The sequence below is a fragment of the Nonomuraea maritima genome (assembly GCF_900100395.1).
Classification (GTDB): Bacteria; Actinomycetota; Actinomycetes; order Streptosporangiales; family Streptosporangiaceae; genus Nonomuraea; species Nonomuraea maritima.
Window position 1 is genome coordinate 490023 of the sequence record NZ_FNFB01000002.1, and the last position, 23728, is coordinate 513750.

22 protein-coding genes are annotated in these 23728 nt (G+C 72.5%); 6 read left to right on the forward strand and 16 right to left on the reverse strand.

What is annotated here, in order from left to right; translation table 11 throughout:
* The first annotated feature begins 140 nt into the window (after positions 1-140).
* The gene (locus tag BLR04_RS05930) at positions 141-1076 is read left to right on the forward strand and encodes an amidohydrolase family protein (protein WP_245740043.1); all 936 of its coding nucleotides are present in this window, start codon (positions 141-143) and stop codon (positions 1074-1076) included.
* Positions 1073-1624: a cysteine dioxygenase gene (locus BLR04_RS05935; RefSeq protein WP_245740044.1), complete on the forward strand. Its 552-nt coding sequence runs from the start codon at positions 1073-1075 to the stop codon at positions 1622-1624. The genes BLR04_RS05930 and BLR04_RS05935 overlap by 4 nt, the downstream gene beginning before the upstream one ends.
* Here BLR04_RS05935 and BLR04_RS05940 read toward each other — a convergent pair.
* Together BLR04_RS05940 and BLR04_RS05945 are read right to left on the reverse strand one after the other, a co-directional pair.
* Positions 1587-2267 (reverse strand): (2Fe-2S)-binding protein, encoded by a 681-nt coding sequence (locus BLR04_RS05940; protein ID WP_090760363.1) that lies wholly within the window; start codon positions 2265-2267, stop codon positions 1587-1589. The genes BLR04_RS05935 and BLR04_RS05940 overlap by 38 nt on opposite strands.
* Positions 2255-3442, reverse strand: a complete 1188-nt coding sequence (locus BLR04_RS05945) for a CynX/NimT family MFS transporter (RefSeq protein ID WP_090760365.1) — start codon at positions 3440-3442, stop codon at positions 2255-2257. The genes BLR04_RS05940 and BLR04_RS05945 overlap by 13 nt, the downstream gene beginning before the upstream one ends.
* Positions 3443-3510: 68 nt before the next feature.
* Here BLR04_RS05945 and BLR04_RS05950 point away from each other — a divergent pair, with 68 nt between their 5' ends.
* Positions 3511-4497, forward strand: a complete 987-nt coding sequence (locus BLR04_RS05950; protein ID WP_245740045.1) for a LacI family DNA-binding transcriptional regulator — start codon at positions 3511-3513, stop codon at positions 4495-4497.
* Between the two features lie 69 nt (positions 4498-4566).
* Here BLR04_RS05950 and BLR04_RS05955 read toward each other — a convergent pair whose 3' ends face one another.
* Positions 4567-5757 (reverse strand): MFS transporter, encoded by a 1191-nt coding sequence (locus BLR04_RS05955; RefSeq protein ID WP_090760369.1) that lies wholly within the window; start codon positions 5755-5757, stop codon positions 4567-4569.
* 64 nt (positions 5758-5821) lie between these two features.
* Here BLR04_RS05955 and BLR04_RS42250 point away from each other — a divergent pair, with 64 nt between their 5' ends.
* Positions 5822-6814 (forward strand): helix-turn-helix domain-containing protein, encoded by a 993-nt coding sequence (locus BLR04_RS42250; RefSeq protein ID WP_090760371.1) that lies wholly within the window; start codon positions 5822-5824, stop codon positions 6812-6814.
* On the opposite strand, the gene BLR04_RS05965 is transcribed toward BLR04_RS42250, so the two are convergent.
* From BLR04_RS05965 to BLR04_RS06000, 8 genes are all read right to left on the reverse strand, one after another.
* On the reverse strand, positions 6794-7138 hold the full coding sequence (locus tag BLR04_RS05965; RefSeq protein ID WP_090760373.1) for an ester cyclase: 345 nt from the start codon (positions 7136-7138) through the stop codon (positions 6794-6796). The genes BLR04_RS42250 and BLR04_RS05965 overlap by 21 nt on opposite strands.
* On the reverse strand, positions 7135-7569 hold the full coding sequence (locus tag BLR04_RS05970) for a MarR family winged helix-turn-helix transcriptional regulator (protein ID WP_218128728.1): 435 nt from the start codon (positions 7567-7569) through the stop codon (positions 7135-7137). The genes BLR04_RS05965 and BLR04_RS05970 overlap by 4 nt, the downstream gene beginning before the upstream one ends.
* A 38-nt stretch (positions 7570-7607) precedes the next feature.
* Complete coding sequence (locus BLR04_RS05975; protein WP_090760375.1) at positions 7608-8372, reverse strand: AMP-binding protein; 765 nt, start codon at positions 8370-8372, stop codon at positions 7608-7610.
* 315 nt (positions 8373-8687) lie between these two features.
* Positions 8688-11048: an ATP-binding protein gene (locus tag BLR04_RS05980; RefSeq protein WP_090760377.1), complete on the reverse strand. Its 2361-nt coding sequence runs from the start codon at positions 11046-11048 to the stop codon at positions 8688-8690.
* A 44-nt stretch (positions 11049-11092) separates the two neighbouring features.
* The gene (locus tag BLR04_RS05985; RefSeq protein ID WP_090760379.1) at positions 11093-12556 is read right to left on the reverse strand and encodes a penicillin-binding transpeptidase domain-containing protein; all 1464 of its coding nucleotides are present in this window, start codon (positions 12554-12556) and stop codon (positions 11093-11095) included.
* A gap of 36 nt (positions 12557-12592) precedes the next feature.
* Positions 12593-12952, reverse strand: a complete 360-nt coding sequence (locus BLR04_RS05990; RefSeq protein ID WP_090760380.1) for a MerR family transcriptional regulator — start codon at positions 12950-12952, stop codon at positions 12593-12595.
* Positions 12953-12997: 45 nt separating this feature from the next.
* A complete protein-coding gene (locus BLR04_RS05995) occupies positions 12998-13636 on the reverse strand; it encodes a TetR/AcrR family transcriptional regulator (RefSeq protein ID WP_090760381.1) in 639 nt (212 codons plus the stop codon).
* A 51-nt stretch (positions 13637-13687) separates the two neighbouring features.
* Positions 13688-14584, reverse strand: a complete 897-nt coding sequence (locus BLR04_RS06000) for a coiled-coil domain-containing protein (protein WP_090760382.1) — start codon at positions 14582-14584, stop codon at positions 13688-13690.
* Between the two features lie 193 nt (positions 14585-14777).
* On the opposite strand from BLR04_RS06000, the gene BLR04_RS06005 reads away from it, so the two are divergent.
* Positions 14778-16211 carry an aldehyde dehydrogenase gene (locus BLR04_RS06005; RefSeq protein ID WP_090760384.1) on the forward strand — a complete coding sequence of 478 codons (1434 nt, stop codon included), beginning with the start codon at positions 14778-14780 and terminating at the stop codon, positions 16209-16211.
* Positions 16212-16445: 234 nt separating this feature from the next.
* On the opposite strand, the gene BLR04_RS06010 is transcribed toward BLR04_RS06005, so the two are convergent.
* The 4 genes from BLR04_RS06010 to BLR04_RS39535 all read right to left on the reverse strand — a co-directional run bounded on the left by BLR04_RS06010 (position 16446) and on the right by BLR04_RS39535 (position 20935).
* Positions 16446-17198 (reverse strand): alpha/beta hydrolase, encoded by a 753-nt coding sequence (locus BLR04_RS06010; RefSeq protein WP_245740046.1) that lies wholly within the window; start codon positions 17196-17198, stop codon positions 16446-16448.
* A 32-nt stretch (positions 17199-17230) separates the two neighbouring features.
* On the reverse strand, positions 17231-17605 hold the full coding sequence (locus BLR04_RS06015) for an AMP-binding protein (RefSeq protein ID WP_176902961.1): 375 nt from the start codon (positions 17603-17605) through the stop codon (positions 17231-17233).
* Positions 17606-17661: 56 nt separating this feature from the next.
* Complete coding sequence (locus BLR04_RS06020; RefSeq protein ID WP_090760388.1) at positions 17662-20100, reverse strand: LuxR C-terminal-related transcriptional regulator; 2439 nt, start codon at positions 20098-20100, stop codon at positions 17662-17664.
* A 94-nt stretch (positions 20101-20194) separates the two neighbouring features.
* Entirely contained in the window at positions 20195-20935 is a 741-nt protein-coding gene (locus BLR04_RS39535) for an AMP-binding protein (protein ID WP_143021971.1), read from the reverse strand.
* A 212-nt stretch (positions 20936-21147) separates the two neighbouring features.
* On the opposite strand from BLR04_RS39535, the gene typA reads away from it, so the two are divergent.
* Positions 21148-22998 (forward strand): translational GTPase TypA, encoded by a 1851-nt coding sequence (typA, locus tag BLR04_RS06030; RefSeq protein ID WP_090760390.1) that lies wholly within the window; start codon positions 21148-21150, stop codon positions 22996-22998.
* Positions 22999-23062: 64 nt separating this feature from the next.
* Here typA and BLR04_RS06035 read toward each other — a convergent pair whose 3' ends face one another.
* The gene (locus BLR04_RS06035) at positions 23063-23713 is read right to left on the reverse strand and encodes a DUF2461 domain-containing protein (protein WP_090760392.1); all 651 of its coding nucleotides are present in this window, start codon (positions 23711-23713) and stop codon (positions 23063-23065) included.
* Positions 23714-23728: the final 15 nt, after the last annotated feature.

Below are 23728 nucleotides of genomic sequence, written 5' to 3' on the forward strand. Positions count from 1 at the left end.
GGCGGGGGCGGCTCGCCCTCACGAAGCGTCGGCGAGCCGGTGGCACGGCGTAGCCGCGACCCGCCCGGCGAGGGTGATGGCGCAGGTGCGAGCCATAACCATGTATTGTGAGTAGGAAATAGGGGAAGGAGGTCCCGGCCGTGAGCATCGACGTGCACCAGCACCTGTGGACGCCCGCGTTCATCGCGGCGCTGCGCGCCCGTACCTCGCCGCCCCGGCTCGACGGCTGGACGCTGCTCCTCGACGGCGAGCCACCGTACGAGGTGAACCCGGCCGACCACGAGCACCGCGACACCTCCGGCCTGGAGCTGGCGCTGGTGTCGCTGTCGAGCCCGCTCGGGATCGAGTTCCTGCCGCCCGAGGAGTCCTGGCCACTGATCGACGCCTACCACGAGGGCGCGCTGGCACTCGGCGAGCCGTTCGGGGCGTGGGCGGCCACCTGCCACAGCGACCCCGACCCCGGCCGCCTGGCCGCCGACCTCGACCGCGGGTTCGCCGGCCTGCAGATCCCGGCCACCGCCCCGCCCGACGACCGGCTGCTCGAAGTGCTCACCGCCCGCGACCTGCCGTTGTTCGTGCATCCAGGACCTGCGGCCCCGGCGCCCGGCGCGCCGTCGTGGTGGCCCGCGCTGGTGCCGTACGTGCAGCAGATGCACGCCGCCTGGCACCACTTCCACGCCGCCGTCCGGCCCCGGCACCCGCGGTTGCGCGTCTGCTTCGCGCTGCTCGCCGGGCTCGCACCGCTGCACTCCGAGCGCCTCATCGCCCGGGGCGGCGGCGGTCGCGGCCGCGTCGACCCCGACGTCTTCGTCGAGACCTCGTCGTACGGGCCGCGCGCGATCGACGCGATCGTCCGCGAACTGGGGGTGGACGTCGTGGTCAACGGCTCCGACGCCCCCTACGCCACCGCCCCCGACCCCGGCCTCGGCGCCGCCGCCACCCACGCCATCCGCGTCACCAACCCCCGACGCCTCCTCGGCACATGTTCCGCCACCGGGCGATGTCGTCCCACGAGGCAACCCCACGACCCAGAACGCAGCTACGCCCAAGAGCACGGAAAGGAGTCTCGTACGTGAGCACCATCACCAGCACCAGCCAGATCCAGGACGGGGGCACCTGCGCCGGCCTGCCCGAACGCACGCTCGACCGGTGTGAGCTGCGCGAACTTGTCGACGAGCTGGCCGCCCACCCGGAGGAGTGGCTGCACGAGGTCGAATTCCCCGAAGGCGACGGACGGCACTACGCCTCGCTCTACCGCGACGCGTACGTGGACGTCTGGCTGCTGTGCTGGCGGCCCGAGGACGACACGGGCTGGCACGACCACGACATCTCCTCCGGAGCGGTGCACGTGGTGCAGGGAGCGCTGCGGGAATGCAATCCGCGCATCGGCGGCGAACACCTCGAGACCGTCGTCACGGAGGGACAGTCGTTCTCGTTCGGTCCCGACCACATCCACCGCCTGACCGGCGCGGTCGACAGGAGCGTGTCGATCCACGCCTACTCGCCGCCGCTGTGGCGGCTCGGGCAGTACTCGATCGACTCCTCCGGCGTGATGCGGCGGGTCTCGGTGAGCTACGCCGACGAGCTCAGGCCGATGGACCAGCAGGTCGAGTCGGTGGCCTGAGGACGCAGCAGCTCCCGCACGGCTCCACGTCCGGCAACGTGATCCACAGGCAGCACGTACGACGGAAGTAGGTGTCTCCGGCGGGCTCGACCAGCCCGTCGACCGGGGGCCCGATCTCGCGCAGCAGCCGCATGTAGTCGCCCGGCACCATCGAGGTCAGCGGGTGGGCGATCGCCTCCGCCGTGGAACCCCACAGCGTGCGCTCGCCCACCTTGGCCAGCGCGTTGGTCGCCCTGACCAGCGGCAGCTGCGACTCCTGCAGCGCCTCCGCGATCGCCGCGGCACCGGAGCCCCAGGTCACCCGCGTGGCCGCGATCGTCACCCCGGCGCCCGACACCTTGAACCAGGTGTCGGGCAGCCGCATGAGCGGCACCCGGCCGTCGAGCGCCCAGCCGAGGGCCATCGGCAGCGTGTGCCAGTAGCCGTACGTCTTCCAGAACAGCGCCGCGCCGACGTGCCGCGGGGCGTTCCAGCGCGCGGCCGTCTCGTCGACGAGCCCCGCCAACAGCGCGTACGGCTCCCGCAGCAGCTCGGCCGCGGGCGTCCAGGTGTCGTCCGGCTCGATGACGAGCTCGGGGTCGACCCCGAGCACGCCGCCGCGCTCGGCGGCCAGCCGCCGCAGCGTGCCGATCAGCGCTCGCATGGGTCAAGACTAGCCTTGACCAGGACGGCGGGCCGTCCGGCGAACCAGCCCGCCACGAGCTGCGCGCCCAGCATGACGAGCCCGGTGACGAGCGGCACGGTCCAGCCGCCCGAGGCCTGCCGCAGGAGGCCGAACAGCAGCGGCCCGAGCGCCGCGATCACGTAGCCGACCGACTGGGCCACGGCCGACAGCGCGGTCACCTCGGCCGGGTTGGCCGGGCGCAGGGCGATGATGAGCAGCGCCAGCGCGAACGAGGCGCCCTGGCCGATGCCGAGCACGACCATCCACAGCCACGGCACCGTCATGGGGGCCAGCAGCACGCCGAGGTAGCCGGCGACGGTCAGCACGCACGCCGCCATGACGTACGGCACCTGCGAGGCCCGCCGGCCGGCCAGCACGGGGACGGCGAGCGAGGTGCCGACCTGGACCAGGTTCGTGAGGCTGAGCAGGTAGCCCGCCTGGTCGGCGGCGAGCCCGGCCTCCAGGTAGATCGTCGGGAGCCAGGCCAGCATGACGTAGAAGGTGAGCGACTGCAGGCCCATGAGGGCGGTGACGTACCAGGTGACGCGGCTGCGCAGGACCGCGCCGAAGGGACGCGGGCCGTTGCCCGCCCCCTCGGGCCGGCGCACCGCCTGGGGCAGCCAGAGCAAAGCCGCGAGCAGAGCCGGGACGGCGAGCAGGGCGGAGACGCCACGCCAGCCGTACCCGGTGGCGTGTTCGAGCGGGATCACCAGGGCCGAGGAGGCCGCCGCGCCGGCCACGACCATGGAGACGTACACGCCGGTCATGAGGTTGACCTTGGTGGGGAAGTGCTGCTTGACGATGCCCGGCATCGACACGTTCATGACGGCGATGGCGGTGGCGGCGAGAGCGGAGCCGAGATACAGCACGGGAGCGCCGCCGAGGCCGCGCAGCGTCAGGCCCGTGGCGATCACGAGCAGGCCGGCCAGCAGCGTACGGTCGAGTCCGAAGCGCCGGGCGAGCAGGGGCGTGACGGGGCCGAACAGGCCGAGGCAGACCACCATGACGGTGGTGATCGCGCCGCCCCCCGCGGGTGTGAGTCCGACGTCGTCCATGATCTCGTCGAGCAGGGGGGAGACACCCGCGATGGCCGGACGCAGGTTGAGGGCGGCCAGCACGAATCCGGCCAGTAGTAAGACGGATCGGAACGACATAGTGGAACACTCTGGCACACCCGTTCGACCACGTTGTCGCCCCCTCCCTGATAGGAAATGATCCAGGCGTGAGACCGACGATGAAGGACGTCGCCTCGGCGGCGGGCGTGGCGCTCAAGACCGTCTCGCGGGTCGTGAACGGCGAGCCCGGCGTGCATCCCGAGACCGCCGAGCGCGTGCGGGCGGCCATCGACCTGCTCGGCTACTCCCGCAACGAGAGCGCGCGGGTGCTGCGCAGCGGGCGGACCGCGACGATCGGACTGGTCATCGAGGACGTCGCCGACCCGTTCTACGCCGGCCTGAGCAGGGCCGTCGAGGACGTCGTCATCGAGCACGGGTGCCTGCTGCTGAGCGGCTCGTCCGGCGAGGAGCCGACCAGGGAGCGCGAGCTGGTCGAGACGTTCTGCGCCCGGCGGGTCGACGGGATCATCGTGGTGCCCGCCGGCGACGACCACACGTACCTGCGGGCCGAGCTGGAGGCGGGCACCGCCGTGGTGTTCGCCGACCGGCCGCCCGGGGCGGGCATCGACGTCGACACCGTGATCGTCGACAACGCCGGCGGCGCCGCGCGGGCGGTGCGCCACCTGCGCGAGCACGGGCACCGCAGGATCGCCTTCCTCGGTGACGACCCGGCGATCTTCACGGCGGCCGAGCGGCTGCGCGGCTACCGCGAGGCGCTCGGCGAGCTGTACGACCCGGCTCTCGTGTCGATGCGGTCGCCGTCGCCCGCCGGGGTGCGCGACGACCTCGACCGGCTGTTCGCCCTGGACGACCCGCCGACGGCGCTGTTCACCGGCAACGGCCGCTACACGATGACGACGCTGCGGGCGCTGCGGGGGCGGCGGGTGCCGCTGGTCGGCTTCGACGACTTCGAGCTGGCCGACCTGATGGAGCCGGGGGTGACCGTGGTGGCCCAGGACCCGGCGCGGATGGGGAAGGTGGCGGCCGAGCTGCTGTTCCACCGGCTGCGCGGCGAGGGCGGACCGGCCGAGCGCGTAGAGCTACCGGTCAACCTCATCGTCCGCGGCTCCGGCGAACTGCCCACGCCCCGCTGAAAGGGACACTCCCGCGAACTGCCCGCGACCCTCTGGAGGCGGACACTCCCGCGAACTGCCCGCCCGTTCTCAGAGGAGGACGCGGGTGGCCGGTGGGCGGAGGACTCCGGACAGGGCGAGGGCGGTGAGGACGCCAAGTGCGCCCGCGACGGCGATGGCGTGAGCGGGCGCGATCAGCTCGCCCAGCGCCCCCACCAGCGCCGCGCCGGCCGCCTGCCCCGACATCAGGCCCGTCGTCTGCAGCCCGAACGCCTGCCCGCGCACCTCCTCGGGAACCGCGTCCAGGAACCTGCGCTGCAACCCCAGCTGGTACGCCAGCCCCGCCGCCGCCGTCCCCGCGCACACGGAGGCCCAGGCGATCCCGGGCGAGAGCGTGAACCCCAGCCACGGCACCCCTAGCAGCACGGCGAGCGGCAGTGACAGCCGTTCGCGCAGGTCAGGCGCGGCGAACCGGCCCACGGCGAACTCCCCCACCGCCATCCCGAAAGCCGCGACGGCCAGCACGATGCCGCCCTCCCCCTTCCCTCCCGCGTACGGCACCACCATGGCCTCGGCCCCCGCCATGCACGCGCACGGCAGCCAGACGGCCAGCAGCAGGCCGCGGACCCGCCCGTCGGCCAGCAGCCGCCGGTTGACCCGCAGTGTCTGGCGCACCGCGCCGGTGCCCGACCTGCCCCGGGCCGGCCGGTGCGGCAGTCCCAGCCGCAGCACCAGGCCGGCCACGGCGGACAGCAGGCCGGTGGTGGCCAGCGCGCCGTCCGGCCCGGCGAGGGCGAGGAACGCGCCGCCGACCGCGAGGCCCGCGATCTGCGAGACGGCCGAGGCCACGCTGAGCGCCGAGCGGCCCAGCACGTACGCGTCGCCGGGCAGCACCTCGGGCAGCAGGGCCGTACGGGCGGAGGCGAACACCGGCGAGAACAGCCCCGTGGCGAGCACCAGCGCCAGCATCGCCCACACCGGCAGCCCCGCGAAGGCGAGCAGCAGGCACGTGACCGTCCTGACCACTTCCCCGGTCACCATGAGCGCCCGCGGCGGCAGCCGGTCGGCCAGCGAGAGCAGGAACATCCCACCGAAGACGTACGGCAGCCACCCGGCCATGTACGCGGCAGCGGACAATCCGGGCGACCCGGTTCTCTCGTACACGAGCACCGACAGCGCCAGCATCTTGACCGCGTCGCCGACGATCATCAGCGCGAAGCTGCCGAACAGCACGCGGAACTCCTTGACGGCGAAGACCTCGCCGAACGTCGCGTTCTTCATGGGTCCGATGGTGCGGACGACCCATCAAAGCAGCGATTTATTCGGATATAACCGAAAGGTGTTGATGGCGATCGAGGTCGTGCCCCAGGACCTGATGGCGAGCAGGTTCGCGATCTCACCGCTGATCGAGACCATGCACGCGCAGTGGGTGCTCGCCGGGCGCTACCGGGCGGGCGCGCACCGGGAGTGGGCGCGGCGCTGGCGGGAGACGTACCGCGGGCTCGTGCGGGAGTACCCCGTGCTGCGGGCCGCGCCCGCGATCAGCGGCAACAGGGGGGCGGACAACGTCGACTTCATCGCTCCTCCCCCGACGGCCGTGGACGTGCCGTTCGAGGCGGAGCTGGCCGCCATGCGGGCCACCCCACCGGAGCAGGCGCACGCGGAGATCTCCCAGGTGCTGGCCGTCCGCCCGCCGGTGCCCGCATGGGCGCGCGACCTGCTGCTGAGGCCGGACGTGGTCGACCTCTTCGCGGACGCGTACGCGGCGGTCTGGGCGGAGATCATCTCCCGCGACTGGCCGCGGCTGCGAGCGATCCTGCAGCGCGACGTGGCGCAGCGCGCCGGACAGCTGGCCGCGTACGGCTGGCAGGCCGCCCTCGAGGACCTCGACCCGCGGGTCCGCTGGCGGGCCGAGGGCCTGATCGAGGTCGAGATGACCGCCGCCAAGCAGGTGCGGCTGGGCGGGAAGGGGCTGCTGTTCCTGCCGTCGGCGTTCATGACGGACATCGCGGTCTACGCGGAGGACGCGTGGCCGTACGCGTTGATCTATCCGGCGCGCGGGGTGGCGGTGCCGCAGCCCGCGCCCGGCGGGCTCGCGGAGCTGGTGGGGCGCAGCCGCGCGCGTATCCTCGCCGAGCTCGCCGTGCCCGCCACCACCACCCAGCTCGCCGCGGTCCTCGGCCTGAGCCCGGGGACGACCAGCGAGCACCTGTCGGCGCTGCGCCGCACGGGGCTGATCGTGGGAACCCGGGTGGGCCGAGGCGTCCGGTACGCCCGCACGCCCCTCGGCGACGCCCTGACCGCCGGACCGCCGGTGTCAGGACTCGCGGCGCAGTGACGACAGACCCCACAACTCGGCGATGCGCCCGTCCCGCACCCGGAAGATCTCCAGCATGGTCGGCAGTTGCCCGGTAACGCCGTGCACACTCGTACGGACGGAGGCCCTGTCCCCTTCGACGATCATGTCCTCGACGACGACCCGGACCTCAGGGAACGCCTCATGGAACCGCCGCCACGCCTGCGCGACGCTCTCCGGGCCGGCCTTGCCCAGGGGGTGGCTGTAGAAGTCGGCCGTGAAGATCTCAGCGGTGGCGGCGTGGTCACGCCTGTTGAACGCGGCATACATGCGCCGGGCCGCGGCCCGCACGTCGTCCTCGGTCATCGGCTCTCCTGTTCGATGATGTTCGCGCGGATGCGGGCGAGCACACCCAGCACGATTTCCCGCTGCTGCGGGGTGACGCCGTCGAGGAGCCGCTCCTGGTAGGCCTGGTGCGATCGTTCGAGCTCTGCCGCGGCCCGCTCGCCGGCGGGGGTGAGCGCGGCCAGGGTGTAGCGGTTGTCCGCCGGGTCCAGGCGACGGCTGACCAACCCTTCGGCCTCGAACTCCTTGACCAGCCGGGTGATGCTCGCCCCGTCGATGCCCAGCGACCGGCGCAGGTCGCTGTGGCTGGTCTCGCCGTCGCGCCGTAGCCGGACGAGCAGTTGCACCTGGTGGGGGCTCATGCCCACGTAACGGGGAAAGGTCAACCGAAGCTCGGCGCAGGCGGCGCCGAGCTCACGGAAGAACGTGTCTTCTGACGTCTCTTCGCGCACCGTCTCTTTATAACGTCAACTCTTGACGCCAACAAGAGTCAACAGCGTTCGAGGGTGGTGCCGGAGCCGGTCATGACCGTGACGCTGAAGTCGTACGTGGTGCCGGGCAGGTCGGTGTCGTGGGCCGCGACCACCAGCGCGCCCTTCGACACCGCGAGACAGACCAGCGCGACGAGGCCGCAGCCACCGTCGGGCAGCCACGTGGCCAGCACCACGTCGGACTCGGTCAGCCGCACGGCCGCGTCGAGCTCGGCCATCCGGCCCACCAGCCCGGCGTGGGACAGGCGGCGGCCGTCGGCGAGCAGCAGGGCGTCCTGGCGGTGGGCGTCGAGCGTGGGCAGCGGCGTCGGCTCCAACGTCAGCAGGCTGCGGAAGTCGATCGTGTCGAGGGCCGGGCCGAGCGAGACGACCTGGCGCACGCGGGACTGCTCGGCCGCCAGCACCGCCGCCGGCGCCAGGTCGGGGGTGGTGATCAGGGTGCGGGCGTCGCAGTCGCTCAGGCGCGCGGCGATCTCGTCGGGACCGAGCGCGGGGTCGATCGGCGCGGCCACCCCACCGGCCGCCACCACCGTGTGGACGGCCAGCGTCTGCGCGCCGACCGTGGGGACGTGGACGCCCACCACCTGGTCGCGCCTCGCGCCCCTGCGCAGGAGCCCGGAGGCGGCGCGGGTGATCTCGGTGACCAGCCTGCGGTAGCCGTAGACGCGACCGCCGCGCAGGTCGATGAGGGCGGGACGGTCGCCGCGCGCGTAGGCCCTGCGGAACACCTCGTGGATCACGGTGGGCGAGACGCTGGGCTTCATGCCCGCCAACGTACGGCGGCCGGGGCGGGCCCAGCATCCACCGATGTATGTAGGAGGCTGTGCATTCGCCCGACCGGTTGGGCGGGCCCGAGTCCTGCGCGACTCGAGCCCGCTGTCACGCGCCCGGAGCCGGACCCCCACCCCTCCGAGGAGGCCCCGCCCCACTGGGACGCGCGACGTCCCCGCACGATCATCCGCAGCCGTTGCGGCGCGGGCGATCGCCCAAGAAACGGTAGGCGTACCACGCACCCGAGCACATGCGCTGACATGGCCATTCGATGATGTACGCGTGACCCTCCCCCATGTGTAGAAAGGTCATCGGGCGCCGATCACCCATGCGGCGATCTGTGTACGCGTGGAGAAGCCGAGCTTGGCCAGGATGTTGGCCACGTGGCGGGCGACGGTGGCGGGGCTGATGACCAGTTCGCCGGCGATCGCCCGGTTGCTCAGCCCTCGGGCGACCAGCTCTGCGATCTCCTGTTCCCTCGCCGTCAGCCTGCACTCCTGGCCGGCCGGCACGACCGGCTCGGGCGGCGGGTCGGGCAGCGCGCCGTCGAGGGCGCACGACACCGCCTGGTCGACGGTCATCGCGCTGCCCTCGGCCCACAGCACGTCCGCCACCACCTCCCCCAGGGCGGAACGGGCCGGCCGCAGCACCTCCTCTGCACGGGCGTCCGGCTGCCGGCCGCCCAGCGTCACCGAGGCCGCCACCAGCAGCACGGCCCGCCGGTGGTCGCCCTCGGCCGCGACCAGGCGCGCCCACGCCTCCAGCCGCCGCGCGATGCCCGCCCGCAGGCCCGCGTCGCGGCTGAGCACGAGCGCCTCGGTCAGCCTGGCCCTGGCCTGCGCCAGGTCGCCCTGGTCGAGCGCCACCCGGCCGAGCCCGGCCAGGCAGCTCACGGTGTGCTGCCTGGCGTCCACGTGGCGCAGCAGGCGCAGCCCGGCCTGGTAGTGGCGCCGGGCGCCGGGCAGGTCGCCGCAGCGCCGGGCGACCTGGGCCAGGCCGATGTGGTCGGACGCCTGCCCGTAGTGGTTGTCGAGCTCCTCGTCGATCGACAGCCCTTCCTCGAAGGCGCGCCGCGCCTCGTGCAGGCGGCCCTGGTGGAGGGCGGCACGGGCGCGGGCGTTGCGGGCCTGCGACTCCAGGAGGGGGTCGCCGCACCGTCCGGCCGCCTCCAGCGCGCGCTCCAGCGCCTGCTGCTCGCCGGTGAGCCGGGCCAGCGCGACGGTGCCCGCTGCCTCGCCGTACGCGTCGCCGGCGGCGGCGCACAGGTCGAGCCCGGCGCGTACGTGCCGCAGGGCGGTCTCCCGGTCGCCGGCGGCCAGCGACAGCTCGCCCCGCAGGACCAGCGCCTGCCCGCGCAGCGCGCGCGGCACCCGCGGGCAGTCGAGGGCGAGCAGCCGGTCGAGCCGCTCGACGAGGTCGAGCGCGCGCCCGGCGCCGACCAGCACGTGCCGCGCGTCGACCAGCAGCCCGAGCCCGGCCTCTGGCAGACCGGCGGTGATCGACCAGTCGCAGGCGGCGCCCATCTCCGTGCTGAGCCCGTCGACGAGGTTGGCGTGCCGCTCGACCACCGGCCACGAGGAAGAGGCCGTCGCCTCATTGAACGCGGCCGCCAGCGCGGCCACGGCGAGCAGGTGCCGCCGCCGCACGTCGGTCTCCTCGCCCGAGTCGAGCAGCTGTTCCAGAGCGTAGTCGCGGACGGTCGCGAGCAGCCGGTAGCGCGACTGGCCGGCGATCTCACCGTCGAGGACGACGAGCGACTTGTCCATGAGGTCGCAGAGCCGGGGCAGGACGTCGCGCTCGGCCAGCCCGGGGCCGGAGCAGACCGATTCGGCCAGGTCGAGCGTCCACGCGGAGCGGAAAACCGCCGTACGGCGCAGCAGCAGCCGCTCCTGTGGGGTGAGCAGGCGGTAGCTCCAGTCGACGGCCGCCCAGAGCGTGCGGTGGCGGGCCGGAGCCGTACGGGGGCCGCAGCGCAGCAGCCTGAGCCGGTCGTCGAGCCGCTCGACGAGCTGCCCCACCGACAGGAACCGCACCATGGCGGCGGCCAGCTCGATCGCCAGCGGCAGCCCGTCGAGCACGCGGCACAGCTCGACGACCTGCGGGCCGGTCGCGTCGGTCAGCGCGAACCCGGGCCGCGCCGCCGCGGCCCTGGTCACGAACAGCCGGACGGCCTCGCTGCCGACGCCGTCCACCGACAGCGGCGGCACGCGCCAGACGGTCTCGCCGGGGACACGCAGCGGCTCGCGGCTGGTCGCGAGCACGCTCACCGACGGGCAGGCGCTCAGCAGGTCGCGGCAGAGGTCGGCACACTCGGCCACGACGGGCTCGCAGTTGTCGAGCACGAGGAGCACGCGCCGGTCGCCGATCGTCTCGGCGAGCTCGCCCGCGATGCCGAGCGCGGCGGCGACGCGTGCCCTGACCGCGGACCTCACCGCGGCGTCCCGGTCCGTCTCGGCCAGCTCGACCAGCCACACGCCGTCGGGGTACGCGCAGGCGATCCGGGCGGCGAGGCGCAGCGCCAGGCGGGTCTTCCCGATGCCGCCTGCCCCGCACAGGGTCACCACCCGCGAGACGCGCATGAGGTGGGCGAGCTCGTCGACGTCGGACTCGCGGCCGACGAACGCGTTGGGTTCGGCGGGCAGGTTGCTGTGTTCGGGGGATCGCGCCATCACTGTGAGTGTGGCATCAACTACGACGCGCGCCCAGACGTCATCTAGGAGAGAGCCGCCTCGATGATCGCGCGGGCCACGGGCCCCACCTCGCCGGCGCGTTCGCCCGCGTCCTCCAGGACCACCCCGACCGCGACCTCGGGGGCGTCCGCGGGCGCGAAGGCCGTGACCAGCGCGTGGCGCCCCGCCTTCGGATCTCGGGACGGCTCGGGACGGAGCGTCGCCGACCGCGCGGCGACCCGCATGCCGGGCACGGCCACCTGCGTGCCGCCCGAACGGGTCGCCGTCGTCATCATCAGCGCCAGGTACCTGGCCAGCGTCGGCGGCACCACCGTCCGGTACGGCTTCGGGTCGGCCCGGTTGACGACGGACCCGTCAGGGAGCCGGACCTCCTCCACCAGGTAGGGCCGCATCAGCACGCCGTTGTTCGCCACCGCCGCCGACATCATGGCGACCATCAGCGGCGTCACCCGGGTCTCGTGGCGGCCGATGGCGGTCAGGGCCGTCTGGGCGCGGTCGAGCGCGGCCGGGTAGCGGCTGGGGGTGGTCGGCAGCGGGATCCTCAGGTCGGCCGCGTTGAAGCCGAACGCCTCGGCCTGGTCGCGCAGCAGGTCCTGCCCGAGCTGGAGGCCGATGGCGGCGAAGGCCGTGTCGCACGCCGTCTGCAGGGCGTACACGAGGGTCGGGCGCCCGTTCCCGCACGGACGGTCCCCGGCGTTCCGTACGTACGTGGCCGTTCCCGGCAGGCGCAGGCGGGCGGGCGCGCTCACGTGGGCCGTGGGCGTGTACTCGCGCGAGGCCAGCGCCGCCGCGGTGGTGACCAGGGTGAACGTGGACCCGGGTGGGTAGAGCCGGTCGAGCGCCCGGTTGAGCAGCGGCTCGGCCTTGTCGGCGCGCAGCCGCCGGGTCACCTCGGCCAGCCGCTCGCGGTCGAACCCGGCCAGCACGCCAGGGTCGTACGTCGGGTACGTGGCCAGCGCGAGGACCGCCCCCGTGGCCGGGTTGATGGCCACCGCCGCCCCCGCCAGCTTGGTCGCCGCGAGAGCCTGGTACGCCGCCCGCTGCACCCGGTCGTGGATCGTCAGCCGGACGTCGGCGCCCGCGGCGGCGCCGTCCTTGACCAGCGACCGCAGCTTGATCTTGGGGTCCTCGCCCGACAGCACGCCGTCCTGGGCCCGTTCGATGCCCGTCGAGCGGTGCAGCGACAGGTGCCCGGTGACCGCCGCGTACTCCTGACCGCGCGGGTAGACCCGCCGGTAGCGGTAGGGGCCCCCGTGGTCGGGCCGACTGACGGCGACCGGCGTGCCGTCGTAGGTGAGGATGCTGCCGCGCGGCTGGTCGTAGCGGGCGATCAGCGGCCGTTCGTTCCTGGGGTCGGCGTTGAGCGCGCGGGAGCGGAACGCCTGCACCAGGGTGACGTGCCCGAGCAGGACGAACAGCAGCACGGCGCAGGCCCTGGCGACGTGGCGCAGCGGCACGTTGACCCGCCTCGCCCTCGATGCAGCCATGCACCTCGGTCTAACAACCTCGGCGCAAAGGGGGTGCTAGAGGACGCTGCGGTAGTAGGAAATCTTGTTCTGGATGTAGCGGCGGCGCTCGGCGAGGTTGTTGATCTGCGCCTCGACCTGCCGCTCGTGCTCCTGCAGGAGCTTGATGCGGTCGGGGATCGTGTGGTCGCCCGCACGGGTCAGCTCGGCGAACCGCAGCATCTGCGCGATCGGCATGCCGGTGTCGCGCAGGCAGCGGACCATGCCGAGCCAGCTGAGGTGTTCGTCGCTGAACCTGCGCTGGCCCGCGGCGTTGCGCCGGACGGGTTCGAGCAGCCCGATCTTCTCGTAGTAGCGCAGGGTGTCGAGGGTGAAGCCGGTCTCCTCGACCACTTCGGCCGGGGTGTACACACTCATAGGCCTCAGAATCCCATCTGGAGCGGACTCCAGGTCAACTCGGTTTCACGGCAGATGCGCGGCGAGGTAGCGGCGGACGAGCTGCTTGCACTCGGCGACGATCTCGGGAGCGCCCTCGGGTGCGGCACGGAAGGCGAGCTTGAGCACGGCGTCCGCGGCCTCGACCGCGACGATCAGCGCCCGGTCGAAGCCGGGCCCCGTGGGGACGTCGAGGAGCTCGCGGGTCAGGGAACGCAGGCGTTCTGCGACGACGACGTTGTTCTCCTGCGCGTCGTCGAGCGCCCGCCGGGTGTCGGCGAGTGCCGGGCCGCCGGGGGCGACGAGGATCTCGCCGAAGTCGACCACCCCGAAACCGGGCGTACGGCGCTTCATGTCGACGAACTCGTCGACGGCGAGGTCGACCAGGTCGCTCCAGTGGGCGGGCTCGGCGGACCGGATGCGCTCGGTGATCCGCTGGAGGAACGCCTCGAGGTTGCGCCAGGCCAGCGCTCTGACCAGACCCGCCTTGTCGGGGAAGAACTGGTAGAACGTTCCGATCGGCACCCCGGCCCTGCGGGCCACCTCTTTGGTGGTCAGCGCCTCGTAGCCGACCTCGTCGAGCAGGAGCGCGCACTCGTCGAGCATGCGTCCGACCCGTTCGACGCTCCGGCGCTGGGCGGGGCGGCGGCGCAGAGTCTGGGTCACGCGACCATCCTGGCGCATCGTCGAGCGATCGGAGCTCATCGGAAAGGGCCGTCAGAAGACGGAGACGTGGACGTGGTCGTAGTGGTTGGCGGTGACGCCGCCGCGGTCGGACATCGGGTCCCAGCCGCCGCCGGAGCGGATGTCGTAGTAGCGCTGCTTCCAGATGATGTACATGACGCCGAGCCTGGGGCCGTTCTGGATGAGCCAGGCGGCCAGCGCGTCGCCGGTGGCGGCGTCGTTGCCGCCGGCCATCCGGCCGCCGCTCGACATCATGAAGTCGCAGGCCCGGCCCTTGCCGTGCTCGCCCGGGTCGCCGGGACGCAGGCAGCCGACGCCGTACCTCATGGGGAAGTTCCGCATGATCTCGGCGCGTACGGAGATCATGCGGGGGGTCAGGCCCTCGGAGCCGCCGGGCTGCTGGAAGCCGTACTTGGCGAGCAGGCGCTCGATCTGCTTGCGCCTGCTCTGCAGGGTCGCGATCTCCTTGCGCAGCTTGGCGATCTTGCCGTTGGCGTTGAGCCGCGCCTCTTTCGACTTCTCGATCAGCGTACGGATGCTCTCGACCCGCCGCGTGCGCTCGTCGGCCATGTAGTCGAGGTTGGCCGCCTGCCCGAGCAGCTTGACCGGGTCGGCGGCCGGGGCGAGCAGCTGCATCCCGTCGAGGGGGCCGGCGATGTAGGCGGTCTGGGCGATGCGCCCCACCTCGCTCTGCGCGGCGCGGAGCTGCGCCTCGAGGCTGCCGGAGGTGTCGGTGGCCTTCTTGGCCTGGATCCGGATCTCTTCCAGGCTCTGGATCTGGCCGCGGTAGCGCTCGCTGAGCTGGGCCGCCTGCTTGGTGAGTTTGCGCAGCTCGTTGATGCTGGGGTCGGCTGCGGCGGGAAGCGGGGACGACAGGCCGAGCAGCCCGGCGAGAACGGTGACGAGAACGGCGAAGCGCCAGATCCTCACACCAGCCCCCTCCCCTCCTGGACGCACGAACTATAGAAGATGATCTTGATGGCTGTCATCCGATCCCGGGAAGTCCCGCACCATAGGCGAAGTTTGTCCGTTTTCGTGGCGGCCACGGTCCTCTTGCGCCTCCGGACAGAACATGGTTCGGTCGCCTTGACAGCAAGCATTCGGCCGGCAGGAGGCTCACGACATGCGCCAGCACGACAGGCTGTTCATCGGGGGCGAATGGGTGACCCCGGCGGGCACCAGCACCGTGGACGTCATCTCCCCCCACACCGAGGAAGTCGTCGGCCGCGTACCGGAGGGCACCGCCGAGGACATGAACCGCGCGGTCGCCGCCGCGCGCGAGGCGTTCGACCACGGGCCCTGGCCGCGGATGACGTTCGCCGAACGGGCCGAGGTGATCACCCGCCTGGCCGCGATCTACAACGAGCGGCAGAGCGAGATGGCCCAGCTCATCACCGAGGAGATGGGCTCGCCCATCACCTTCTCCAACCTCGCCCAGGCCCCTCAGCCGCTCGGCATGCTCCAGTACTACGCCGAACTCGGCAGGACGTTCGTCCAGGAGGAGCAGCGGCCCGGGGTGTTCGGTCCGATCACCGTGCGCCGCGAGCCGGTGGGCGTGGTGGCGGCCGTGGTGCCGTGGAACGTGCCGCAGTTCGTGACCATGACCAAGGTCGCGCCCGCCCTCCTCGCCGGCTGCACGATCGTCCTCAAGCCCGCGCCCGAGACGCCGCTCGACGCGTACCTGCTGGCCGAATGGGCGGCCGAGGCCGGCCTCCCGGCGGGCGTGCTCAACATCGTGGTGGCCGGGCGCGAGGTGGGCGAGCACCTGATCTCGCACCCCGGCGTGGACAAGGTGGCCTTCACCGGCTCCACGGCGGCCGGCCGGCGCATCGGCTCCATCTGCGGCGAGCAGCTCAAGCGCGTCAGCCTCGAACTCGGCGGCAAGTCGGCCGCGATCGTCCTCGACGACGCCGACCTGGCCTCCAGCATGGGCTTCCTGTCGCTCGCCTCCCTCATGAACAACGGGCAGGCGTGCGTCGCCCAGACCCGCATCCTCGCCTCCCGCAGCCGCTACGACGAGGTCGTGGAGGCCGTCGCAGGCATGGTCAAGGCGCAGGCCGTCGGCGACCCCGCCGACCCGGCGACCGGCATCGGCCCGCTGGTCGCCAGGCGCCAGCAGGAGCGCGTGGAGGGCTACATCAAGCTCGGCATGGAGGAGGGCGCGAAGGTCGTGGTGGGCGGCCTCGACCGGCCGTACGACCGCGGGTGGTACGTCTCGCCCACCGTCTTCGCCGGTGTCTCCAACGACATGCGCATCGCCCGCGAGGAGATCTTCGGCCCGGTCCTCGCCGTGATCCCGTACGAGGACGAGGCGGACGCCGTCCGCATCGCCAACGACAGCGACTACGGCCTGGCCGGCACCGTCTGGACCGCCGACCCCGAGCGCGGCATGGACGTCGCCCGCCGGGTCCGCACCGGGACGTACGGCGTCAACTGCTTCATGCTGGAGACCAACGCGCCCTTCGGCGGCTACAAGGCCAGCGGCATCGGCCGCGAGCTCGGCCCCGAGGGGCTCAACGGCTACCTCGAGTACAAGTCGATCTCGCGGCTCGGCTGAGCTCCCCCACGTCGAGGGCCCCGGCGAGGGGCCCTCGACGCGAACGGGCGCGCACCCAGCGCGCCCCCGCGACGCTGGATGCGGAACCCCGCCGGTACGGCCTCCCCGAGACCACACTCGGCAACCGTCCGGCTACATGAAGTATGCCCCATGTCCACCGCCTCGGCGGTTTTCTTCCCATGGGACTTTCTCCCGACGGTTTCCTTCCTTCCGCCCTAGGTAGACGCGTATTACTCAGGAAAAGTTGGTGACGATCCATTTGCCGATGCGGCTGATGAGTTCGGGGGTCGCGGCGGACTCCGCGTGCCCGTACCCCGGCTCGACCCACAGCTGCTTCGGCTCCTTCGCGTTCGCGTAGAGCTGCTCGGCGTGCTCCAGGGGGAAGAACCCGTCGGCGTCGCCGTGCACGATCAGCAGCGGCGTCGGCGCGATCAGCGCGGCGGCCTCGTGCGGCGGCATCGGGATCGGGTCCCACGGGCCGCGCGCGATCCTCGTGTGCTTGGCGACCCGCGCCGCCCACCGTCCGACCGGCCGCTCGATGGCCCAGTGGACCTGGCGCATGGGCCGGGTGCCGCGGTAGTACCAGCGGGCCGGGCCGCTCACCGAGACCACCGCGTCGACCCCGCCGCGCAGCCCCGCGTGCCGTACGGCCACCGCCGCCCCCATCGAGAAGCCCACCACCGCGATGCGGGAGTAGCCCACCACCCGGGCGTGCCGGACCGCCGCCTCCACGTCGAGGATCTCGCGGTCGCCCACCGTGGTCCGCCCCCCGGAACGGCCGTGGCCGCGGAAGTCGAAGGCGACCACGCCGCCGTACCCGCTGAGCACGTGGACGATGCGGCGCGCGGTGCGGTCGCGCCAGGAGCCGGTGAAGCCGTGCGCCATCACGATGCCCACGTCGGTGTGGCGGGAAGGGGTGTGGGCGGCGTCGATGCGTACCCCGTCCTCGGTACGCAGCATGACGGGGAAGTTGGGCGCGAAAGGCATGCAGTCGAGCTTAGGCTCGCCGGGTCACCTGATCACGCGCGGTAGGGGCCCGGGCCGTACAGGTCCTCGATGCCGAGGACGACGCGGACGCACGACTCGTCGGCGGCGTCGAGAGCCGGCCGGACGTTGGAGATCATCACCCGGGCGCAGCTCTGCCGGACGCGCTCACGCAGCGCCCCTGCCTCGAGGTCGGCAGGCAGCGACCAGATCACGCCGCCCGCCGCGATCACCGCCACGAACGCCACCAGCAGGTCGGGACCGGCGGGCAGGCAGACCAGCACGCCGTCTCCCCTGCGCACCCCCTTGCGCCGCAGCCGGACCCCGGCCGTCGCCGACCTCTCGTCCAGCTCCTCCTCGGTGAGCGTGCGGCCGGTGCCCGAGTCCACCATCACGATGCGCTCATCCATGCCGCCCACGTTAAGGAAGGGACCTCCCGCCCACATGGGGCTGAATATGCAGATCCCTATGCAGAAGCTCTCGGCTCACCCGCGGTGTGGACGAGCCGGTTCTCGGCCGCCCACACCGCGATCTGGGCCCGCGAGGTGTAGCCCAGTTTCTCCATGATGTTGGCGATGTGCCGGGCGACGGTCGCGGGGCTGATCACGAGCTCGCCGGCGATCGCCCGGTTGGACAGGCCACGGGTGAGCAGGTCGGCGATCTCCCGCTCGCGGGCCGTGAGCAGCGAGGGGCGGAACGACTCGGCGGGCGCGGGCGCGCGCGGCGGCACCCGCTCGCCCTCGAGGACGTGGCGGGCCGCGTCCTCGGGTTGCATCGCCCGGCCCCGCGACCACAGCGCGGCGGCACGGCCGTCGCCGAGCCGCGCGCGGGCACGGGCCAGCAGCTCTTCGATGCGGGCCGTGCCGGAGTGCTGGCCGATCGACTCGCGCAGCTCCGCCGCGGCCGCCGCCGCGAGCACCGCGCCCTCCAGGTCGCCCGCTGAGTCGGCCAGCACCGACAGCCCCACCAGGCAGCGGGCCATCCCCTGGCGCTGCCCCGTCCTGCGGCTCAGCTCAAGGCCGTCGGCCAGCCGCTCGCGCGCGGCGCCGTACTCCCGCAGCATCGCCGCCACCCTGCCGATCCTGGCCAGGCAGCGTCCGAGGTCGAGATCGCTGCCCAGCTCGCGCAGCCACGGCTCGGCCATCTCGTACTGGGCCTTGGCGGTCGCCAGGTCGCCGCGGGCCTCCGCCACCGCCCCGATCTGGGCGGCGGTGCGCGCCATGATCCAGCGGTGGCCGTGCCTGCGCGCCCGCGCGAGCGCCTCCTCGCCGTACCGCTGCGCCTCGCGCAGCCGCCCGCGGGTCAGCGCGACCGCGGACAGCCCGGCCAACCCGGCGGCCTGGTTCCAGAGGTCGCCGCAGCTCTCGGCGAGCGCGAACCCCTCCTCGGCGTGGGTCATGGCCTCGTCGGGACGGCCCATGCGCAGCAGCACCACGACCAGCAGGCTGTGCAGCACGCCGCGCGGGAACAGGTCGTCCGGCGCGATCTCCACCAGGCTCTTCTCCGCCACCTCCAGCGCCCGGGCCAGCTCGTCGCGCGTCTCCAGCCCGTAGGCGAGGTAGGCCGTCGAGCGGGCGATCTCCTCGGCCGCGATGCCGGACACATCGAGGGCGAGCAGCCGCTCCGTCCAGCCGATGATCTCGGTGAGGTCGCCCCCGAGCGGCAGCAGCCCCGTGCCGGCCCGGCACAGGCGCAGGCCCTGCCCCACGTCGCCGGAGCGGGCGGCCCAGTCGAGCGCCGCCTGCTGGTCGGCGACCAGCGCCCTGGCCGCGGCCAGCGCCTCCAGCCGCCGCGGCCATGGCACGTGCGGCTCGACCAGCTCGGTCGTGAGGTGGCCCTCGCACAGCTCGCAGAGCACGTCGAGATGGCGCTGCCGCAACGCCTCCAGCTCGCCGGCCTGACGCAGCCGCTCGGCGGCGTAGCACTTGATGGTCTTCAGCAGCCGGTAGCGGTTGCGGCCCTCGTCGCACAGCACGAGCGACTTGTCGACCAGGCCGCCGAGCAGGTCGACGATCTCTCCGCCCGCGATGGGCCGCCCGGCGCACACCTCCTCGGCCAGGCCGAGGTCGAAGTCGCCGGCGAACACCGACAGCCGGCGCAGCAGCACCTGCTCCTTCTCGCCCAGCAGGTCGTAGCTCCACTCGACGGCGGCGAGCAGCGTGCGCTGCCGGGCCGGCGCCGTACGCCCGCCGGTCGTGAGCAGCGAGAACCGGTCGTCGATGCGGTCGGCGATCTGCCCTGGGCTGAGCAGGCTCGTACGGGCAGCGGCCAGCTCGAGCGCCAGCGGCAGCCCGTCGAGCGCCCGGCACAGCCGTACGACGTCGGGCAGGCTGTCGGGCCCCAGCCGCGTGCCGGCGGCGGCGGCACGGTCGAGGAACAGCTGGACGGACTCGGCCTCGGCGGTGACCGCGTCGGGCAGGTCGAGCGGCGGCACCCGCCAGATGAGCTCGCTCGCGATGCGCAACGGCTCGCGGCTCGTGGCCAGCACGCGTAGCAGCGGGCAGGCCGCCACCAGCGCCTCGACCACCTCGGCGCACCTGTCGACCAGGTGCTCGCAGTTGTCGAGCACCAGCAGGCAGCGCCGGCCGCGCAGCCGTACCGAGACGGTGTCGAGCAGCGGCCGTCCGACCTCCTCGTGGACGCCGAGCACACGGGCGATCTCCTGCTCGACCAGCTCGGGACGGCCCAGCCTGGCCAGCTCGACCAGCCACACGCCATCGGGGCAGTCGGACGACAGACCGGCGGCGAGCCGGAGGGCCAGCCTGGTCTTGCCGATGCCGCCGACCCCGCACAACGTCACCACGCGCGTGTCGTCGAACAGACCGCGCAGATCAGCGAGATCGCGCTCGCGGCCCACGAACCGGTTCGGCTCGGCCGGAAGGTTGTGCCGGGGGGAGTCTGGCATGTGGTCACCCTGCGTCGCGGAAGGATCACACTCTCCCACAGTGTCGCACCTCACGCCGGGCCTCGAAGGGGAAGCCCGGGCTTTCGGTATGACGTCAGGGACCGAGCGAGCTGACGACCGCCCTCTCGTCGACGACGCGCAGCACGGGGTCGCCGAGCAGCCGTCTGGCCAGGTCGTAGGGGGCGACCACCATGGTGGCGCGGCGTTCGGCGGCCAGCACCCGGCAGCCGACCAGGGTCGGCTCGTGCGGCACCACGACGTGGGCGCCCGCCATCATGGCCAGGTCGATGACCCGCAGGCCGCGGAAGGGCTCGCTCACCGCGTTGATCACGACGTCGTCCCTGCCGACGACCAGGCGGCCGGCGAGCCTGCGCAGGTCGGTGGCGAGCTCGTCGTTGTCGTACAGCCGCTCCCCGTCGAGGGAGAGCGCGGGCCCAGCGAGCGGCCCGAACTCGACCGCGCCGCCGCCCAGCAGGTCGGAGAAGGGCCTCGCCCCTGGCGCGGGGCCGAAGGAGAAGACGTGCTCGACCTTGGCGCCGGGGTGGACCCGGTTGTGGGCGATCATGAGCCGGGCCTCGCCCGACTCGGCGAGCACCGCGACGCCGCCCGCCCAGGCCACCGCGTGCACCGCCACGGGCAGCGCCGCCCCGAGCGGGACGTCGACCAGCACGCGGTCGCCGTAGCGCAGCCCGCGGTCGCGCAACCCCGCGGCCGCGCGGGTGACCCGGCGGGCGAACGCGGCGTACGACAGCACCTCGCCTGACCGGACGTCGCTCACGGCCGGCTGATCGCCCTGCATGGGCGCCGCCGACATCACCAGCTCGGTCCAGGTCATACCGACAATCTAGGGACGCGTGACCGGCTTTCCATGCGCACAAATGTGCAACCCGCTATGTAGGTACGGCTCACCCGCCGTCACCCCCGTGTTCACCTGCGCGTACGTCGCTCGTCACGTCGGGCGCGCTCCGCTCATCAAAGGGGATCAACTAGAATTGTGTGGTCGCGACTTCGCGCGGCCGACCCCACGACACAGAGCGAGACGTCATCATGCCTTTGAACAGCCGCGACGACCTGCGGAACATCGCGATCATCGCGCACGTCGACCATGGCAAGACCACCCTGGTCGACGCCATGCTCTGGCAGTCCGGGGCCTTCCGCGCCAACCAGGACGTCGACGACCGGGTCATGGACTCCAACGACCTGGAGCGCGAGAAGGGCATCACCATTCTCGCGAAGAACACCGCCGTCGACCACGGCGGCATGACCATCAACATCATCGACACGCCCGGCCACGCCGACTTCGGCGGCGAGGTCGAGCGGGGCCTGTCCATGGTCGACGGCGTCGTGCTGCTGGTCGACGCCTCCGAGGGCCCGCTGCCGCAGACCAGGTTCGTGCTGCGCAAGGCGCTCAACGCCAAGATGCCGGTCATCCTCTGCATCAACAAGGTCGACCGTCCCGACGCCCGCATCAAGGAGGTCGTCGACGAGGTCTACGAGCTGTTCATGGACCTCGAGGCCACCGAGGACCAGATCGACTTCCCGATCGTCTACGCCTCCGCGAAGGCCGGCCGGGCCTCGATGAACCGGCCCGACGACGGCGGCATGCCCGACGCCGACGACCTCGAGCCGCTGTTCGACATCATCAAGTCGACCATCCCGGCGCCCACGTACGACCCCGACGCGCCGCTGCAGGCGCACGTCACCAACCTCGACGCATCCTCCTACCTCGGCCGTATCGCCCTGTGCCGCATCCACCAGGGCCGCATCCACAAGGGCCAGCAGGTCGCGTGGTGCCGTACCGACGGCTCGATCCAGCGCGTCAAGATCACCGAGCTGCTCATGACGGAGGCGCTGGAGCGCAAGCCGGCCGAGGAGGCCGGGCCCGGCGACATCATCGCCATCGCGGGCATCCCCGAGATCATGATCGGCGAGACGCTGGCCGACCCCGACGACCCGCGCCCGCTGCCGCTGATCACGGTCGACGAGCCGGCCATCTCGATGACGATCGGCACCAACACCTCTCCCCTGGTCGGCAAGTCCAAGGGCTCCAAGGTCACCGCGCGCATGGTGAAGGACCGCCTCGAGAAGGAGCTGGTCGGCAACGTCTCGCTGCGCGTGCTGCCCACCGACCGTCCCGACGCGTGGGAGGTGCAGGGCCGTGGTGAGCTGGCCCTCGCCATCCTGGTCGAGCAGATGCGCCGCGAGGGCTACGAGCTGACCGTCGGCAAGCCCCAGGTCGTCACCAAGCTCATCGACGGCAAGGTGCACGAGCCGGTCGAGCGCCTCACGGTCGACTGCCCCGAGGAGTACCTCGGCTCGGTCACCCAGCTCCTGGCCGTCCGCAAGGGCCGCATGGAGCACATGACCAACCACGGCACCGGCTGGATCCGCATGGAGTTCGTGGTGCCGGCCCGTGGCCTGATCGGCTTCCGCACCGAGTTCCTCACCGAGACCCGCGGCACCGGCCTGGTGCACCACGTCTTCGACTCCTACGAGCCGTGGTTCGGCGAGCTGCGCACCCGCAACAACGGCTCCCTGGTGGCCGACCGGTCCGGCCCGGTGACCGCGTTCGCGATGATCAACCTGCAGGAGCGCGGCACGCTGTTCGTCTCGCCGACCACCGAGGTCTACGAGGGCATGATCATCGGTGAGAACTCCCGGTCCGACGACATGGACGTCAACATCACCAAGGAGAAGAAGCTCACCAACATGCGCTCCTCCACCAGCGAGGAGACCGAGAAGGTGATCCCGCCGCGCAACCTGTCGCTCGAGCAGGCCCTCGAGTTCATCCGTGAGGACGAATGCGTCGAGATCACGCCTGACGCCGTCCGCATCAGGAAGGTCGTCCTCGACGCCGCCGCCCGTGGCCGCGCCGCGGCCCGCGCCAAGCGCGCCTGACCTGCTCGACCGACGCCCGGCCTCCGTCATGGAGGCCGGGCGTCGCCGTGTCTCGGGCGGCGTCTCAGCGGCGCGGGAGTTCGCTTCCCCGTACGTGGGTGCAGAGCCAGTCGATCAGCGGTGCGGCGTCACGCCACGTGCGCGCCACCCGGTCGCGTGCCTCGGCCGTGTGCACCCACTCCTCCGGCTCGAAGCGCCTGCCCGCGTACAACGACCGGTGCCGCAGCAGGTCGATGCGCGGATGGTCGTCGTCGAACCCGCGCGGCCTGGTCTTCAGCCGGTCGCCGTACAGGGTGTGCCCGGCCGCGGCGAGCGCCCCGGTGACCGCGGCCAGCGGCTTGCCCGACAGGTCCTCGTCCACGGCAGCGCGGTAGCGGGCCACCTGGTCGGACGCCTGGCTGTACCACCCGGCCGCCGCGAAGAGCCCCGCCGCGCTGATCTCCACGTACAGCCCGATCCCGGGCATCCGTTCCACGAAGGCGCCCTGATGCGTCTTGTACGGCGACTTGTCCTTGGCGAACCGCACGTCCCGGTACGGCCGGAACAGGTGGGCCTCCCCGAACTCGGGGCCGAGATCGTCCACGAGCGCCGTCATGGGGGCTCGTACGGCCTCCTCGTACAGGTGCTTGTGCTCCCCGAAGTAGGCCTTCGAGTTGTCCGCTTCCAGCCCCTCGTAGAACAGGAACGCCTCGTCGGGGAAACCGGTGAACCTCATACCGACCAGGGTCCC